Source organism: Paenibacillus lactis, assembly GCF_017873605.1.
GTDB classification, from domain to species: domain Bacteria; phylum Bacillota; class Bacilli; order Paenibacillales; family Paenibacillaceae; genus Paenibacillus_AQ; species Paenibacillus_AQ lactis.
In genome coordinates this window covers 1-16,084 of the sequence record NZ_JAGGKI010000015.1, presented here as the reverse complement: position 1 = coordinate 16,084, position 16,084 = coordinate 1, and the positions used below count along the sequence as shown (strand labels likewise).

The following is a 16,084-nucleotide window of genomic DNA, read 5'->3' as shown; positions in this document are numbered from 1 at the left end:
TTTACGATGATTCCCCTTTTTGTTCGGTACGGTATTGGCTTGGCGTCTTCCCGGTGCAGCGCTTGAACCATTTGCTGAAATATTTGCTGTCCCCAAGACCTGTCCGCTCGGCGATTTCCTGCATGGTTAAGGAGGTTTCGCGCAGCAATCCGTAAGCGAGACGAAGCTTGCGCTTATATTGGAAAGCGATGAAGCTGTCGCCAACCGTTTTTTTGAACAAAATCGAAAAATGGCTGCGGCTTAATCCCACCTTCTGGGCCAGCTCCGCCGCCGACCATTCGGCCGACGGAAACGCATGCAGCAGATGAACGGCTTGCAGAATCGGTTCGGGCCAATGCTCCGCGCTCAGTCCGTACACCCGCTCCAATTCGGCTTCCTTATGCAGCGATTGAAAGGCATCCTGTACATCCTCCAGGTCCTCAAGGCCTCGCCGCGAATCCCACGTCAGCTTGCCGCACCGGCTCTTCATCTCGATCAGCAGGCTCTCTATACCGTCCTTTAGCCCATCCGGAACGACCCAATAACAGCTGTCCGACCCGTAGGGAATCCGCTTGCCGCTGTGCAGACCCTCCTCATCGGCTTCATGCTCCTGGAGAAGGCCCTCCCATGAGCTGCCACAGCCGGCCGTCTTGACCAAGTACAGCGCAGCAGGCTGTCCTTTCCTGCGCCAACTGCCGCTCCAAAGCTTCCGCAGCACCTCCAGGAATTTGTCGTTATGCCCATTAAGCCAAGCATACAGATGCGTGGACAGCTGATCGTCCTGATCCTGCGAAGAGCTTGCCGTCTCAGACAGCTCCCGCTGAAATTTGCCCAGCAGGGCCTCGAGCTCTTCATCCTCGAAGGCGGTCTTCAACAAATAGGCCGAGGCTCCGAGCCGCATCCCCTCTTGGGCATATTCGAAGTCCCGATGGCAGCTGAGCAGAATGATTCTGGTCTCCGGCGCTGCTTCCTTGACCCTGCGGGACAGCTCGATCCCGTCCATCTCCGGCATGACGATATCCGTGATGACGACCTGGGGACGATGCTCCATAAAAGCTTCCCAGGCTGCCTGGCCGTTAGGGCTGTCCGCCACAACCTCCATCCCGAAGCGGTCCCAAGCCACCGTTGTGCGGAGTCCCTTGCGCACGATACTCTCGTCATCGGCAATCAGCACCTTGATTTTCCCTGTTTCCAACATCGTCAGACTCCTCCTTTTTCGGCCAGCGTATGGTGATTGTCGTTCCTTCTCCCTTCACGGAATACACCGTGAGCCCGTACAGCGGGCCAAAATGCAGCTTGAATTTTTGATCGGCGTTGCGTACGCCAAGCCCGCCCCGTCCCTTGCGTTTTACTTCAGGCGAGAATAGCCTCGCCAGCTGCTCCTCCTTCATGCCTGCCCCGTTATCCCGGAGCATTAGCACCAGATCGTCGCCGTCCATCCTGATCGACATATCGATCTCTCCTTCGCCGTCCGTGAAGGCGTGGAAGAAAATATTTTCAAATAACGGCTGAAGCGTCATCCGCGGAATCAAATACGGAAGCAGTGAATCGTCACATTCCAGGCGATAACGAAATACTTCCCCGTACCGGATTTCCTGGACCTTAAGAAAATGCTCGATCATGCGCAGCTCCCTGCGAAGCGTGACCAGCTCCTGGGAGATATCAAGATTTCCCTCGAGCACCATCGTCAGATGATACAGCATCAGGCGGATGTCCTCGGCGCCCTCGAGCCTGGCTTTCCACTGAATGGAGTTGAGCGTGTTGAACAGCAGATGGGGATTGATCTGATAGTGAAATGCCCGCAGCTCCGCCTCCTTCTTCAGCCGCTCGCTTCTTTCCACTTCGCCGATCAATTCCTGAATCCCCGTAACCATCCGGTTGAAGCTCATATCCAGGCTGCCCAGCTCGTCTCGGCCATCGATCGGCGTGCGGGTGTCCAGCTTGCCGAAGCTGACTTTCTGCATCGAATCCTTCAATGTCCTGATCCTTGAGGTGAAGCGCGAAGAGAACAGGTAGGCGATGCCGAAAGCGAGCAGGCAGGACAAGATGGCAACCGTCATCGTGTTCGCCCGGATGATGCCTGAGGATCGATAGAAGGCTTTCGCCGGAATCCGGGCCTCAAGCGTCCATTGATTGACGGCAAGCGTCCGGGACCAGGTTACATCGCTGTCTTTGGGCGAGTAAGCTGCATCCGTCTCGTAGATGACCGTGCCGTCCGGCGAGCTGATCTGCAGGTGAGCATGGGTATCCTGCTCGAATTGGCGGAACATCTGCAGCAGCTCTTCCGCATACTCTTCGATGAGAATGATGCTGCCGTCCTGGGACTTGTCCGGATGGTGAATCGGAACCGCCAGGCCGATGACGCTTCGGTTGCCGCTGTCGCTGCTCTTGATGAAATGATCCTGCGGATAGAAGCCAAGCCAATAGGTTCCTGCATAGGCCTTCGGCTTCGACCTCCACAAGGGGATACGGTCAAGCTTGGCGACATCCAGGTTGTTCTCCCCGTAGTAATAACCCGAGGTCGTAATAATGTAGATGCCGGCCGTCAGCTGTGTCCGAAGGGATTTCAGCAAGGATTCAAAATCATTCTTCTCCAAAATGTCGCGGTAGGTGGTGGGGGCCTGGTTTCCAATCCCCATGCGGCTCGGATCCAGCAGATAGGAATAAATCGTTTCGGCCGTCTGCTTCATCCGACTCAGGGTTGAGCTGGTTTGCTGCTCCAGCTGGGCGACGGCATTATCTCCGTATTTCCCGAATTGGGAGTTGATGATCCGGGCCGACTGGTAGTAGGACAGCGCGCCAAGCGAAAACAGAGGGATCAGGGTTACGATTAAAAACCAGGAGAGCAGCTTGGTTCGGATGCTACGATAGGCGCCGGCGAACATGCGGCCGGCTACCTTTTGGGTCCGCTGAAAGCTCATGATAATCTCCCCGCTGTCTTTTCGTCTTTTTTTCAAAAACAAGCTTTAAGCCTGAAGGCATTCACAGCCCCGGCGGCATTGATACCGCTTTCATTATAAACCTCAACCTATGGCTTGTAATTAGGCGCCAACTGGAAAACACAGGGGAAACGGAAAAAGCACCTCCCCCCAAGGCAAAAAAATGCCCGGGAAGAAGTGTTTCTCTAAGGTCGGTTAATGCGTGTATTCATGTCCGAGTATCAAAAATACGCTGGAGGTCCAGGTAAACGCCCGGTCTCTAAGCCCCGCTCCGGTCAGGGCGTCAAAGTTCTCAGCCATGCCACTGCTGCTAAGCATCCGGCAGAACCGCTGCGCCACCTCCATGGCCAGCTCTCGGTCACCGGCTGCCGCAACGCCTTCGACGAGCAGCATCGTCGAGGGAGCCCAGATCGGCCCGCGCCAGTATCCGTCCGGCTTATAATAGCGGCTGCTGACGCTCTCTGTGGCCCAGCCGTTCCAGGTCAGGAATCGGGTCTCATCCCGAAGTCCCGCAAGCAGCGCGGCACGGATATGCTCCGGCAGCCGCTTGCCCAGCAGGATCGGGACGAACAGCAGCAGGCTGTCGCCTTCCGACACCTCATGCGTGCCTGAACGGCAGGCCGTGAACCTTCCATCCCTCCAAAAATGACAGAGCATGCGCTCAAGCGTATCGTCCGCTTTCTGCTTCCATGCGGCAGCTTCCTCCGGCAACCCGAGAAGGCCGGCGATTTCGGACAGCACCTCCATCTGAATAATCAGATAGGACGAGAGGTCGGGGCTTTCCACAGGGATCCCGTTATTGAACGCCGTGCTGTTATCCCAGCCCGAATCGTTGCCGTGGTTGTACTGGGGAATGCCGTCGCCGTCATGATCCCGGTACGTGAACCACCACTGCGTCCATTTGGAGAGCGGTCCGTACACCTCGCGCAGCTGCTCCTCTTGTATGAAATCGGTGCGCCGCATCATCCAAGACAGCGTCCATCCGTGAATCGGCGGCTTGTTGCAGTTCCAGAGCTCGTATTTATCATTCACGAAGTCCGGAATCAGCCCGCTCTCATCCTGCCGGTCGAAAAAGATCATAAACTGGTCCCACGCCAGCTTCGGGTTATGCCGCACCAAGGCCATTGCATTAAAGCAGTTGTCCCAGCTCCAAATGTTGGTCATCCAGTTCTTCGACATATACATGGCCGGACGGGTCAGGCAGCCTTCGGCGGGAACCAGGCAGGACCAGGTGATATAGGCGGCGAGCTCTCTGGCTTCCTGCCAACGCTCCGGCACCGTTAAGGTGCGGTTTAACCAGCTGCCGTAATCCTCCTGAACGAGCCGCACCGCCTCCTTAAAGCTCTCCCATTCGGAGCGCGGCGTCATTACCGTCATGAACTCTTCCACGGCAAATTCCGCCGTGTCGGTCTCCTCGTCCGCTGAAAATACGGCGGTTACCCGCGAGCTCTTGATCTCATCCCATGCAACCTCCATGCTCATGCGTCCCGCAAGCCTTGTCAGCATAAAGCGGCAGCCATGGGTAAAGCTGTTCACTTCCCAGCGGTCCGGATCCGTCTCATAAGCATAATCATATGCGGCGGGAAAAAAGGTGAGGCGTATGCCGCATCCTTTCGACCGGAACCTGACGGTCCGGGAGTCGGATATGCAAATATCTGCGTGGCCAGCCCAATGCGTGGTCTCCAGCCTGAGTTTTTCGGGTGATGCAATAGGGTCAAAAGAAACCGGCTCGTTGTTCCGGTCCAGCAGCTCAATCAGAAAGGCCTCGCCAAACTTGTCGTCTCCTCCGCGGACTGTACGCAGGTAAAGCCCCTTTCTCCGCTCCTTAGCCTCGGGCAGGAGGGAGATCGCCAAGAAGGACTCTCTTCGGCTGAAAGGCACGATATTCAGATCAAAATTCATAAGACATCTCCTTCGAGTGAGGTATCGCTTTCGAGGTATCGCTTTCATTGTAAAGCTTCTCTTTGAAGGAAAGGACCGCCGGATGTCTTATCTCAAGAGGGAAAATTGTTTGCGAGAGCGGTGTAGGGTGTCTTTTTGTCAGATGGAAGGGGTTCATTTGTTTGAGAGTGGAAGAGCAGGTTGCTGCCATTACGGTCGCTACAGTCGTTAAAGCCGCGATCCATGCAGACGCCAGTACTGCCGCTTTCCTTCGTCACGGACCGTTACCCCGAGCTTTGAGAGCTCCCGACGCAGATCGTCTGCATCATCCTTGTCATCCTCTCGCAGTGCCTTCTCCCTCGCCTCGAACAGGGCGTTCATGGCTGCGGTCAATTCCGGGGAATTTGCGACCCACCTGCGGTATTCATCCGCATACGGATCTCCTTCCCGCCACGGGTAGCCGTGCCTTAGAAACTCCTCCGTGAACAGCCGGGCTTTCCCTTCAATCTTCTGTCTATACAGCTCCTGACCCTGCTGACCGACAAGGACGAGCTCCTTGCCATCCAGGAAGGCGGCGAATATGTCTTCTCTCGTGTAAACAGCCTCGGCGCCATTCACGGATAGCTGCAGTTCCCGGTCGGATAATCGTACGTGGAGGCTCTCTCGTATGGCCGCATGGGAAAGCCACATGCCCGCAAGGAGCCCGAGCAGTGCCGTAATCAGCGCAACCCACGGTCCATGCAGCGAAGCAACCAGCTCCAGCGGCCCCTGGAATGGCACCCATGGCAGGCTGGACGCCCATTCCGCGATGACGGGAAGGAACCAGCCGAGCACGCCCCCAAGCACCGGCGGAATCGCCCATATCAGCATTTTATCCACTGTCGATAATCCAAGCTCCGTCCATTCCGTTCGTTTATCCAATATGATCCTCCCCTTTCCGGAAGACGCTGTTGACGGCTTCCTTCCATAACTCCTGATACGGCAGCTTCATGCCCATCATCATGTAGCTGGTGATATTGTCAATGAGAAGTGCCAGCAAATGGGCCTTAACCGTCACGTTCTCGGGTTCGATTACGCCTAACTCGGCTCCCCGCTGCATGACCTTCTCGAATCCGTCCAGAAATTCCCGCTGCATGGCGATGACTCGCTCGCCATAGTGTCCGTTTCGGCCGGCAGTCAGCATGAATTCGTTCAACAATCGGAAGACCGGGGCAAAATGCTCCTCATCCTCTGGAAACATACGCAGCCCGCCCTCGTACAGCTTCAAGACGAAATTCTCCGCAGTCAGCTCTGAAACCGAGAAGTAATGGTCGAAATGGTAGTCACTGAACATGTATTCGAAGACCCGCTCGATGAGTTCATCCTTCGAAGCAAAATGATAATAAATCGAAGGCTTCGTCATGCCTACCGCCGCTGCGATCATTGCAAGGCTGGTCTTCTCGATGCCGTGCTGCGCAAATAAATGCAGGGCCGCTTCAATCAACTGCTGTGAAGTCATATCACGTTTCTTCATTGGTCGCCCACCTTTTTTTAACTATCGTTAGGTAAAATAATAGCGAACAACTCTCCGTTAAGTCAATATTTTTTAACGATAGGTAGAAAAACGGAATGCAATAAACCGGACTGCACAATAAAATGAAATAAGCCAGTGCCAAGCGGCACTGACCCGAAGTAAAGTGTAAGGCTCATCCTTAAGTCGATTGCGGGTTACCTTGGGTACAAGGGCAGCGAAAAAATCGAGTTCTTCCCCCTCCCTCAGCCATGTACGCGTTAATCCGGCAGTCTGCCGCTTTCCGACTCCAGCCCTGATCGAAGCACCTGCTCCACCTTGGTCAGATGTGCTGCGATTCTCGCACCGGCCTGCTCCTGATCCTGCCGCTCAATCGCATCAAATATCATTTGATGCTCCGTCAGCAACCGGGCGGCGGTTGATTGTTCCTTGTAGAACCACAGCTCCCTGGACTTCTGTATGGTATCCGTTAAACGGTCGGATAGCGACTCCATCAGCTGAATCAGCAGCGAGTTGCCGGACGCAGCCGCAATTGCCATATGAAAGGCGACATCCGCGCGCTCGCCTTCCCCCGTATCGTTCACCTTCAGCCCATGCTCCATCTGCGAAAGGGCGTCGCGCATTCGGTCAAGATCCTGCTCCGTCCTTCGTTCCGCAGCCAAAGAGGCGGTACCGGACTCCAGCACCTTGCGGACTTCAAGCAGCTCGATAAGAGATTCAGCCCCTTGGAACAATAAATCGGCGCCGCTTCGGGGCTCGCTCGGAAGAACCGTCTTCACATACGTTCCGCCTCCCTGACGCACATCGACCCATCCCATGGCCTTGAGGGCGCTGACCGCCTCACGGATCGTGGATCTTCCTACGCCATATGCGGCCGCTAATTCAACGACGGAGGGGAGCTTCTGGCCCGGCTTGAGATGCCCCTCCCGGATCTGCTGAAGCAGATGCTCCCCCACAATTTCATGCCCCTTCTGGTTCTCCACTTTGATCGTTCGCATGGTCCGTTTGCCTCCTGCTCATTTTTTGTACTATTCATTACTATAATCATGTCATATAATAAAACAAAAGTCATCAGATGACCTGATCAATTAGGAGGGAACTCGTTTATGTTAGACCCGTCTCTCGCCGCACAGCTTCGTGCCATCGTTGGCGATGCCCACTTCCGGGATGATCAAGAGGCGCTTATCGCGCATTCCTATGACGGCACTCCGATGCTGCAGGCTTTGCCTGACGCTGTAATCTATCCTGCCAACACGGAGCAGGTTTCCGCCATTATGAAGGCGTTATCAGCCTATAAAGTCCCGCTCGTGTCCAGAGGCTCAGGCTCCAATCTCTGCGGAGGAACCGTTCCGATTCAAGGCGGCGTCGTAATGGTGATGCACCGGATGAACCGAATTCTGGAGCTGGATCTGGAAAATTTGACGGCCACCGTTCAGCCCGGGATCATTACGGCCGACTTCATTCAACATATTGAATCCTTGGGCTTGTTCTATCCCCCGGACCCAAGCAGCATGCGCATCTCGACGATCGGCGGCAATATCGCCGAATGCTCGGGCGGTCTGCGCGGTTTGAAATACGGCACGACGAAGGATTATGTGATCGGGCTCGAGGCCGTGCTCGCCAGCGGCGAAATCATTCGTACCGGCGGAAAGCTGATGAAGGATGTAGCGGGATATGATTTGACCAAGCTGCTGGTCGGCTCGGAAGGCACGCTTGCGATTATTACCGAAGCGACCTTGAAGCTGATTCCCCCGCCGAAGAGCAAAATGACGATGCTCGCCATGTACCGCGATCTATACGGAGCGGCCCGGACGGTTTCCGCCATTATCGAATCCAAGATTATTCCGGCGACGCTGGAATTCATGGATAATCCGACGATCCGCGTCGTCGATGATTTTGCCAAGCTTGGCCTTCCGCTGGACATGGAGGCGATCCTGTTGATCGAGCAGGACGGTTGCCCCGAGACTGTAACCAGGGACATTGAGCAGATCCGCCAAATTTGCATGCGCGAGCAAGCCGACAGCATTCAGGTGGCTGCTACCCGGGAAGAGGCGGAGCGGCTGTTGACAGCGCGAAGAAGCGCCTTTACGGCGCTGGCGCGGCTTCGTCCGACCACGATTCTGGAGGACGCGACTGTTCCCCGGTCCAAAATCGCCGATATGGTCCGCCGGATCAATGACATTTCAGCCAAGTATAATGTGACGATTGCCACCTTCGGCCATGCCGGCGACGGCAACCTGCATCCTACGGCAACGACCGATGCCCGGGATGCGGAGGAAATTCACCGGGTGGAGCAAGCCTTTGAAGAGATTTTCGCAGCGGCCCTTGAGCTTGGCGGCACCATTACCGGCGAGCACGGCGTGGGCATGGTGAAGGCGCCATTCCTTGAGTGGAAGATCGGCGCTTCCGGCGTCTCGCTCATGAAAGGGATCAAGCAGGTATTCGATCCCGATAATTTGTTGAATCCAGGCAAGGTGTTTGCCAAAGAATCACGAAAAAGGGTGGTAATTCATCATGACTAGCCAAGCGAATATCGGGAAAAAGCCCCAGATCAACCATACCAATCCCCTGGCCCGTACCTTGCTCGAAAAGCTCGATTACGATCAATTGACCAACTGCATGCGCTGCGGGTTTTGCCTCCCGGCCTGCCCTACATTCAGGGAAACGGGCGTAGAGCCCGAATCTCCCCGCGGGCGCATTGCCTTAATGAAGGCCGTGGCCGACGGGCTGATGGAGCCGGATGATCGCTTCCGCGATCAGATGAACCATTGCCTGGGCTGCCGAGCCTGCGAGCCGGTATGTCCGGCAGATGTGAAATACGGTCAGCTCATTGAGCAGGCCCGAGACGCCATTGAGGATCATCCGGTGCATTCCATTCCTGTGAAGGGAATGCGCAAGCTGTTCTTCAAGGGCGTCTTCCCGCACCGCAAACGTCTGAAGACGCTGGGAAGAACGCTGAAATTTTACCAAAAATCCGGCTTGCAGCGCGTGGCGAGAGGAACCGGCGTCATGCGCCTCTTCCCCAAGCATCTGCGGGACATGGAGCGGATTCTGCCGGACGCCACCGCGGATGGCGTCGTCGAACAGCTGGGAACGGTGTATCCGGCTAAAGGCACTCCGATCGCTCGCGTCGCTTTATTCAGAGGCTGCATCATGGATGTCATGTTCGCCGGCACCAACGTCAATACCGTAAAGCTGCTGTCGAAGGCGGGCTTCGAGGTTGTTATACCGCCTGAGCAGGTTTGCTGCGGCGCACTCCATGCCCACAGCGGCGAGCTGGAGCTGGCAAGAGATATGGCGAGGATCAACGTGAGGGTGTTCAAGGAGCTGGATGTGGATTATATCGTATCCAATGCCGGCGGCTGCGGTGCCCTGTTGGTGGAGTATGACCATCTGCTTCATGAGGATGAGACTTGGAAGGAACAAGCCGCCTGGTTCGCCAGCCGGGTCGTGGACATCAGCAAGCTGCTCGTGGAGCATGGCAGACTGCCTGCATTCAGTGAATCCACGACGTCCACCGAGCCTGTCGTTGTGACCTATCAGGACTCCTGCCATTTGCGGAATGTGATGCGCAGCGGGGCGGCACCAAGGCAGCTCATAAGCCAGGTGCCCAACGTCAGCTTCCAAGAGATGAGGGAAGCGGACCGCTGCTGCGGCTCGGCAGGCATATACAATGTGACGCAGCCGGAAATGGCGGGTCAAATCCTGGAGCATAAGATGGAGAACGTCAACGCCACCGGAGCCAGATACCTGCTGACCAGCAATCCGGGTTGTCTGCTGCAGATGAAGCTGGGCGTGGAACAGCACGGCTGCAGCGAAACGATGGAAGTCAAGCATGTGGTTGATTTTCTGTATGAGCGAATGAATGAACGCAACGCTTGATTCTGCATGACTGAGGTTCCGCATGACTGGCCTGAATTCCGCATGATTTGGCTTGATTGGGCTTGTCTCGGGTTGATTCGGGCTGAGCAGGTTGCGCGGGTTGAGCGAGTTGACTTGCCCCATTAAAAATCGCCGGGCCACTTTCTTGGCACCGGCGATCTATACAATGGATCACATATTGAAATTACAGCAATCGTCTTCCCATCATCATGATGGTATCCAGCAAAGCCTTCCATTTGCCTGCAGTCTTCGCGCCGCCTGCGACAGCACCTGCAGCTTCATTACGGGTGGCTTTCGTTTGTTGAGCCAACCTGCATCGTTCGAGTTCCTGGCGGAGATCGTTCACATGCTGGTTGGCAATATCTTCATTATTGATATTCATTTTACCTTCCTCTTTTCTTTTATAGCGACAACATTCCGACATTACCGATACCTGCAAACTTCTCCTCCGTCCCCTTCACTATAATACTGCCGCTCATGCTCCGAAGGTAAGGGTATAAAACACCTTTAATTCTTTTTTCCGCGATCATCACTTTCCCGAACAGATCCAAGGAACGCAGTTTGGCCTCCAATACATCCTCCGTAACGTCTTCTTCGAGGATCAATGTTCCGTCTACAATGAAGCTGGCCGGTTCCTTTAAAGCAAGCAACTGGTCCTTCGACCATGCTTCCTCGCCTTCCACGAATACGAATGCCTGCTCATAGCTGACGATTTCCGTATTCACGTCCGGACAGCGTTCCCAGACCAGATCCTCGATATCTTCGCTGCAGATCACGATCGAGGACGATTGAATTCCGGCGATGGCGCGGCTGAACGCCTCCCTTGTCACGTCAGCATCAAGCACAATGGGGTGCTTGGTATATAATTTACGGTCGGCGAATCGGCGAATCGTTCGGGCGTTCAGTCTCAGCGTTTTCGTTACATGCTCGAACCCTGCAGGAATTACTTTTACCTGACCGTTGATCGACTGCATTTTGTCATAAAAATAGGGGCTCTGCTCCTCATGGATCATCGCGATGCCGTTCACATGGATCTTTTCAAGCCGGTCGGCGAATTGTTCCATGTCCAGGTCCTTCTCCACTTCAAGGACCCCATTCACGACCAAGTACCGGGGCTCCTTGAGCGAAGACAAATACGCGTTGGTCAGACGGAATTTCCCGGACTCAAACCGAAGCTCGGATTGATAGGCTTGGATGCTCGCTTCCGCTCCCTCCATTTTAAGCAGCGATGCGGTGACGGCTCCCTCCAAATGCTTCGGAACATACACCTCGCCCCTCACTGCCATGTGCGGCCCGCTATGCTCAAAAGCTTCAAGGCTGACATCCCGATCGATGACCACCGTGCCATACGTAAATACATTCTCCGGCTGCTTGTGCTTAAAATACTCGGCGTTCAATCTCAAAGTGCCTTTAAAAAAGCGGTAGCCTCTGGGGATTTCCAGCGTTTTGCCGATGTTGCCGGCGTTCGTGAGCAGCGCCAGCAGATGGGCGGTCTCCGCCCGGTACAGCACCATGCCCACATTGTCGATCCGTTCAATGTTTTTCACGCTTTCCTCCGTTGCCTCCGTAAGATCCAGCATCCCCACATTGCCAATGATTCTGCTCATTTCATATCTTCCTCCCAATAGGTTCTTAATTTCTTGATGGCGGCCTGCAGCTTGTAACGGATCGTCGCGGCTGGCAATCCAAGCTGGTCCCCGATCTCCTGACTGGACATGCCAAGCCAGTAGCGCTTAAACACAATATCGCTTTGGGACTGCGGCAGGCGGCCCAGCCATTCCGTGGTCTCCATATCGAGGTTTGGCACGGACAGCAATGTGGCATCCAGATCATCATCCCAGGGAAGCAGCCGTTTTTCCCGGCGGGTAATGTCGATCAGACGATTCTTGATGACCCTGAAAAACCAAGCCTTTTGCTTGTGGAGCGGCCACTGTGCCAGCTGCGGCTCCTTCATCGCCTTGATGAAGGCATCCTGCACCAGATCGTCGGCTTCGTACGCGTGCTTTGCGACCGACCGGGCGTAGCGCTGGACATCCACCTTCAAATTTTCGTACAGATCATTTACGTCCATAGCCGACCTCGTATCTTCCGTTTTCGTCTTTCTTGTTAATATAACGTTTGAACGACTGCAACTGATGGATGGAATATAAATATTTTTGAAAAAAAAAAAACGCCAGCCCTTTCGGCCAGCGTGCAAGCATTTTTCGCTAATCCCATATGGAGAACAGTACCAACAAGACCGCGGCAATTCCGAGCCAAAGCGTATGCTTCGATGCCCAGGCCGAACGTAAACCTTCATTCATAGATCCAAACCTCCCTAACAATGATTTGTTGCACACTGCGACCTTTAAAGCTTGTTTGCTAATCCCACCAGCTAAGCATTGATACCAGAATGATGGCGGCTAGTACGCCGTCCACAAACTTCAATTGAAGTTTTGCCATTGAAATCACCTCCTTATTAGATTGGTAGTAAGTGAATAAGTGAATAAGTGAATAGGTAAACAGGCGAATAAGCGCATAAAGTTTATAAGTCCATAAGTGCATTAATGCATTATTCTCAATATTATTGATTGACCAATTACTATTAGTGGAAAATAATGGGCACTCGTTGCGTGTATCTTATACGAGTGCTATTCGTACAATCCGTTCACACGCCCTGCTTCTCCATCAGCCCCTCAATGGTCTCCTTTATCGCTTCTTCATGCGGCGTCCAAGATAACGGTCCGATGAGGCGCTCGTATTTTTCCCCGCTCAGCACGAGAGGCTCTTCGGTAAGATACAGCATCTCCACGACCTCCTTCATCACGGGATTGAACAGGCCGATCAGGGATAAACCGATGCGTCCCAGCGGTATGACGGCTTTGCGGCTCCCGCTCGCCTCCTGAGCGATGCGTACCAAGTCACGACCTGAGATGACGCCAGGACCGGGAATGTGCCAGTTTTGCCCGTAAGCTTCCTCCTGAACGGCGATATCCAAAATCATCCGCGCTGCATCCGGTAAGTAGACATATTCGCGGGGAACCGTCATATTTCCGATGAAGGCCGTAGGCTTACCTGCAGCTATAGCCTCCATCGTCACGGATAGATAAGATGCTTGAGCCGAGGGGCCGTAATAATCCGGTAACCGGGCGATCAAAGGGCGGGTGCGGGGTTTCCAGCGTGCCGAAAACAGAAGCTCCTCATAGGCAAGCCTGGTTTTGCCTTTTCGGGTATGAGGCCGCTTCGGGTGCTCCTCTGTAGCTTTCTCCATTCTGCGTCGCCCGTAGGGATATATGCCGTCCACGACAACTACTCTTGCGTTCAGCCGCTGAGCGGCCTGCATCACGGATTTCCCGAGTGGAAGCAGCCGTGATTCCATCTCGTTATACGGAATATTCGCGCTGTGAAAAATGACATCCGCCCCTTCGGCCGCCTGAATGATGTCCTCCGGTTTAAAGGCATCCCCGGTCCGGAGCTTCAACAATGGGGAGCTGCCAATCTCCTCGGCCAGCGAATTTAACTTGGTCATCGATCTGCCGAAGGCAATCGTTTCGATCCCTCTTTTGACCAATTCGGCTGTCAGCGGATTTCCTACTCCGCCCGTAGCACCCAGAACAATCGCTTTTTTCATAATCAAACATCTCCTTTGTTGTATTGTTATTGATTGACCAATTACTAATGTTCAAAAAAATAATGCCTAACTCCAAATGACTGGAAAATCAGAGCTCTTACACTACAGTGGGGCAGACGTGACCTGCCGTTAGCTGTGCTCTCCGATAAGCTGTTGCGGCAATCCGGGGGCGCCCCTCCCGGTAAGGGGCAGGCAGTCGCGGCGAGGCAAGATTGGTGCTCTCACTGTACAGGGTGTGCATTCCCGGTGGACGTAGCTTGGTGCTCTCACTGTTCGGGGCACGCATCCCCGTGAATGTAGCTTGGTGCTCCCACTGTACAGGGTGTGCATTCCCGGCGAATGTAGCTTGGTGCTCCCACTGTACAGGGTGTGCATTCCCGGCGAACGTAGCTTGGTGCTCTCACTGTACGGGGCGCGCATTCACGGTGAATGTAGCTTGCTCTCAAGCAACTATGGCAGACCTTACGGCTCGATGCTTTGATGCCTCCATGGTGTAAAGTGCTGGGCTGCACTCACCTTTACCATCTCCCGCTGCCATCGGCAACCCCTAACGCTTCGGCATGATGCTCGGCATGTCCATGGCCATTGCGGCATTACAGAGCATTCCCCTTGCAAGGAAATTGGAGACTCTTACATCCGCATCCTGAAATCCGGCATGGATGAAGGCATTCTCCACCAGCTCCTTTACCTCTCCCATTCCCTGCTGCATCGCTGCTCGAACAGGTGCATCCGAGATCGTCTGTGCCTGCATCTGCAGTAAGATTTCACTACGATGAGCAAGCATGATCTCCTCGTAAGCACGGATCAATCCCTCTTCGAGCTCCTGGGACGGTGCCGAATCAATCACCTGACGGAAGGCATGAACAATCCGCTTCCAAGATACGGCCAGCGCTTCAACCAGCAGCGATTCCTTGGTAAAAAAACGGTACACGTAAGGCTGCGATATGGCTGCACGTTCGGCAACCTGTGCGGTTGTCGCACGATAATAGCCGATCTCTGCAAACACCTCGATTGCTGCTGCAACAATATCCTGACGTCGGTTCGCGGAGGCTTCGCGCGGCATACGGAATCACTCCTTTCAGAAGTTAATTTTTAATTTTTATTATTGATTGACCAATTACTAACTGAAATCAGTATATGCGAAAGAATGTCCGATTGCAACAGTTATTTTTCATGATTTTCCATTCGGCTAAGTTGAACTAGAAAACGAGATCCAGGCAAGGATGGGGAATCATCCTTTCAAACATTTCACTTTTATATGCTTATTAAGCATGCCTAGATAAAGGATATTCATGCATGCTATCGAATTTACTTACTATTGCTCCACTACACCCATGCGCCATAGTCAGGCCATATGACAAACAAGGTTAATACCAGAAGCAGTTCGAATCTACTGTGACGATTATGAGGAGGGACTTTTTATGTACATGGAAACTGAACAACAGTTAAAGCGATGGCTCCGCCATCGGGGTGTGCTGCAGCAGCTGCTTGAAGAAATACGGGACGAGCATCTGGAATATAAGCCTTGGCCGAATGCTATGACATTAGGGAAATTGATAGTCCACATGGCTGCATCTTCCGATATGTTTTTGCAATCGATCAAGCATGGGGCCTTCTCCCCGCCAACGTTCCCGACAAGCTTCGAATCGATCAGCGATATCCGGGAGATCGTTCAAGCCTCAACCAATGCTACGGAAAAAGGCTTTGCTGAACTGACGGAAGCCCAATTGGAGCAACCGCTGGATTTTAACGGCTTTGTGGCCCCGGGCTCCGTCTGGCTAGGCAACATGGTCGACCATGAGATCCACCACAAGGGACAATTGTTTACATACGCGAGATCGGTCGGCATTGAAAAGTTACCGTTTTTCATTGTTCAACCGCCTAAAGCATAAGGGGCGAATCTAGACAAGCGGGCCAGGGCTGGCAAGGTGTGTCCCGGGTTGATGTGCAAGTCCCTTTTCGGGCTTGTTTGGCCCGCATGCGCGCTTTTCCTGGCTACAAGTCCCTTTTGAGGACTTGTTTCGCCCGCATGCGCACTTTTCCTTGCTGCAAGTCCCTTTTCGGGACTTGTTTGGCCCGCGGGCGCGCTTTTCCTGGCTACAAGTCCCTTTTGAGGACTTGTTTCGCCCGCACGCGAGCTTTTCCTGGCTACAAGTCCCTTTTGAGGACTTGTTTCGCCCGCACGCGAGCTTTTCCTGGCTACAGGTCCCTTTTTGGGACTTGTCGGCCTCGCGGGCGCGCTTTTCCTGGCTACAGGTCCCTTTTCGGGACTTGTTGGCCTCG

General features: G+C 54.1%; 14 protein-coding genes. 3 read left to right on the top strand and 11 right to left on the bottom strand.

What is annotated here, in order from left to right; genetic code table 11:
* Position 1: 1 nt before the first annotated feature.
* The 6 genes from J2Z18_RS22875 to J2Z18_RS22850 all read right to left on the bottom strand — a co-directional run bounded on the left by J2Z18_RS22875 (position 2) and on the right by J2Z18_RS22850 (position 7,307).
* Complete coding sequence (locus tag J2Z18_RS22875; RefSeq protein ID WP_210095414.1) at positions 2–1,177, bottom strand: response regulator transcription factor; 1,176 nt, start codon at positions 1,175–1,177, stop codon at positions 2–4.
* Positions 1,137–2,900, bottom strand: a complete 1,764-nt coding sequence (locus J2Z18_RS22870; RefSeq protein ID WP_210095413.1) for a cache domain-containing sensor histidine kinase — start codon at positions 2,898–2,900, stop codon at positions 1,137–1,139. Before J2Z18_RS22870 ends, J2Z18_RS22875 begins: the two co-directional genes overlap by 41 nt.
* Positions 2,901–3,113: 213 nt before the next feature.
* A complete protein-coding gene (locus J2Z18_RS22865) occupies positions 3,114–4,820 on the bottom strand; it encodes an amylo-alpha-1,6-glucosidase (protein WP_210095412.1) in 1,707 nt (568 codons plus the stop codon).
* A gap of 207 nt (positions 4,821–5,027) precedes the next feature.
* The gene (locus J2Z18_RS22860; protein ID WP_210095411.1) at positions 5,028–5,720 is read right to left on the bottom strand and encodes a YqeB family protein; all 693 of its coding nucleotides are present in this window, start codon (positions 5,718–5,720) and stop codon (positions 5,028–5,030) included.
* Complete coding sequence (locus J2Z18_RS22855) at positions 5,713–6,312, bottom strand: TetR/AcrR family transcriptional regulator (RefSeq protein WP_210095410.1); 600 nt, start codon at positions 6,310–6,312, stop codon at positions 5,713–5,715. Before J2Z18_RS22855 ends, J2Z18_RS22860 begins: the two co-directional genes overlap by 8 nt.
* Positions 6,313–6,569: 257 nt before the next feature.
* Entirely contained in the window at positions 6,570–7,307 is a 738-nt protein-coding gene (locus J2Z18_RS22850) for a FadR/GntR family transcriptional regulator (protein ID WP_210095409.1), read from the bottom strand.
* 108 nt (positions 7,308–7,415) lie between these two features.
* Here J2Z18_RS22850 and J2Z18_RS22845 point away from each other — a divergent pair, with 108 nt between their 5' ends.
* Positions 7,416–8,831 carry an FAD-binding oxidoreductase gene (locus J2Z18_RS22845; protein ID WP_144871215.1) on the top strand — a complete coding sequence of 472 codons (1,416 nt, stop codon included), beginning with the start codon at positions 7,416–7,418 and terminating at the stop codon, positions 8,829–8,831.
* Positions 8,824–10,191: a (Fe-S)-binding protein gene (locus J2Z18_RS22840; protein WP_007131500.1), complete on the top strand. Its 1,368-nt coding sequence runs from the start codon at positions 8,824–8,826 to the stop codon at positions 10,189–10,191. Before J2Z18_RS22845 ends, J2Z18_RS22840 begins: the two co-directional genes overlap by 8 nt.
* Before the next feature lie 184 nt (positions 10,192–10,375).
* Here J2Z18_RS22840 and J2Z18_RS22835 read toward each other — a convergent pair whose 3' ends face one another.
* The 5 genes from J2Z18_RS22835 to J2Z18_RS22815 all read right to left on the bottom strand — a co-directional run bounded on the left by J2Z18_RS22835 (position 10,376) and on the right by J2Z18_RS22815 (position 14,864).
* Positions 10,376–10,573 carry a hypothetical protein gene (locus tag J2Z18_RS22835; RefSeq protein ID WP_007131499.1) on the bottom strand — a complete coding sequence of 66 codons (198 nt, stop codon included), beginning with the start codon at positions 10,571–10,573 and terminating at the stop codon, positions 10,376–10,378.
* A gap of 19 nt (positions 10,574–10,592) precedes the next feature.
* On the bottom strand, positions 10,593–11,798 hold the full coding sequence (locus J2Z18_RS22830) for a hypothetical protein (protein ID WP_007131498.1): 1,206 nt from the start codon (positions 11,796–11,798) through the stop codon (positions 10,593–10,595).
* Positions 11,795–12,262 (bottom strand): RNA polymerase sigma factor, encoded by a 468-nt coding sequence (locus J2Z18_RS22825; RefSeq protein WP_007131497.1) that lies wholly within the window; start codon positions 12,260–12,262, stop codon positions 11,795–11,797. Before J2Z18_RS22825 ends, J2Z18_RS22830 begins: the two co-directional genes overlap by 4 nt.
* A 576-nt stretch (positions 12,263–12,838) precedes the next feature.
* Complete coding sequence (locus J2Z18_RS22820; RefSeq protein WP_007131494.1) at positions 12,839–13,801, bottom strand: NAD-dependent epimerase/dehydratase family protein; 963 nt, start codon at positions 13,799–13,801, stop codon at positions 12,839–12,841.
* Positions 13,802–14,348: 547 nt separating this feature from the next.
* On the bottom strand, positions 14,349–14,864 hold the full coding sequence (locus J2Z18_RS22815; protein WP_007131493.1) for a TetR/AcrR family transcriptional regulator: 516 nt from the start codon (positions 14,862–14,864) through the stop codon (positions 14,349–14,351).
* Between the two features lie 358 nt (positions 14,865–15,222).
* On the opposite strand from J2Z18_RS22815, the gene J2Z18_RS22810 reads away from it, so the two are divergent.
* Complete coding sequence (locus J2Z18_RS22810) at positions 15,223–15,693, top strand: DinB family protein (RefSeq protein WP_144871204.1); 471 nt, start codon at positions 15,223–15,225, stop codon at positions 15,691–15,693.
* Positions 15,694–16,084: the final 391 nt, after the last annotated feature.

Excerpts from the sequence above, each read along its gene's own strand:
- J2Z18_RS22875 (WP_210095414.1), bottom strand. The coding sequence starts at position 1,177 with ATGTTGGAAACAGGGAAAATCAAGGTGCTGATTGCCGATGACGAGAGT.
- J2Z18_RS22870 (WP_210095413.1), bottom strand. The coding sequence starts at position 2,900 with ATGAGCTTTCAGCGGACCCAAAAGGTAGCCGGCCGCATGTTCGCCGGC.
- J2Z18_RS22865 (WP_210095412.1), bottom strand. The coding sequence starts at position 4,820 with ATGAATTTTGATCTGAATATCGTGCCTTTCAGCCGAAGAGAGTCCTTC.
- J2Z18_RS22855 (WP_210095410.1), bottom strand. The coding sequence starts at position 6,312 with ATGAAGAAACGTGATATGACTTCACAGCAGTTGATTGAAGCGGCCCTG.
- J2Z18_RS22850 (WP_210095409.1), bottom strand. The coding sequence starts at position 7,307 with ATGCGAACGATCAAAGTGGAGAACCAGAAGGGGCATGAAATTGTGGGG.
- J2Z18_RS22845 (WP_144871215.1), top strand. The coding sequence starts at position 7,416 with ATGTTAGACCCGTCTCTCGCCGCACAGCTTCGTGCCATCGTTGGCGAT.
- J2Z18_RS22840 (WP_007131500.1), top strand. The coding sequence starts at position 8,824 with ATGACTAGCCAAGCGAATATCGGGAAAAAGCCCCAGATCAACCATACC.
- J2Z18_RS22835 (WP_007131499.1), bottom strand. The coding sequence starts at position 10,573 with ATGAATATCAATAATGAAGATATTGCCAACCAGCATGTGAACGATCTC.
- J2Z18_RS22830 (WP_007131498.1), bottom strand. The coding sequence starts at position 11,798 with ATGAGCAGAATCATTGGCAATGTGGGGATGCTGGATCTTACGGAGGCA.
- J2Z18_RS22825 (WP_007131497.1), bottom strand. The coding sequence starts at position 12,262 with ATGGACGTAAATGATCTGTACGAAAATTTGAAGGTGGATGTCCAGCGC.
- J2Z18_RS22820 (WP_007131494.1), bottom strand. The coding sequence starts at position 13,801 with ATGAAAAAAGCGATTGTTCTGGGTGCTACGGGCGGAGTAGGAAATCCG.
- J2Z18_RS22815 (WP_007131493.1), bottom strand. The coding sequence starts at position 14,864 with ATGCCGCGCGAAGCCTCCGCGAACCGACGTCAGGATATTGTTGCAGCA.
- J2Z18_RS22810 (WP_144871204.1), top strand. The coding sequence starts at position 15,223 with ATGTACATGGAAACTGAACAACAGTTAAAGCGATGGCTCCGCCATCGG.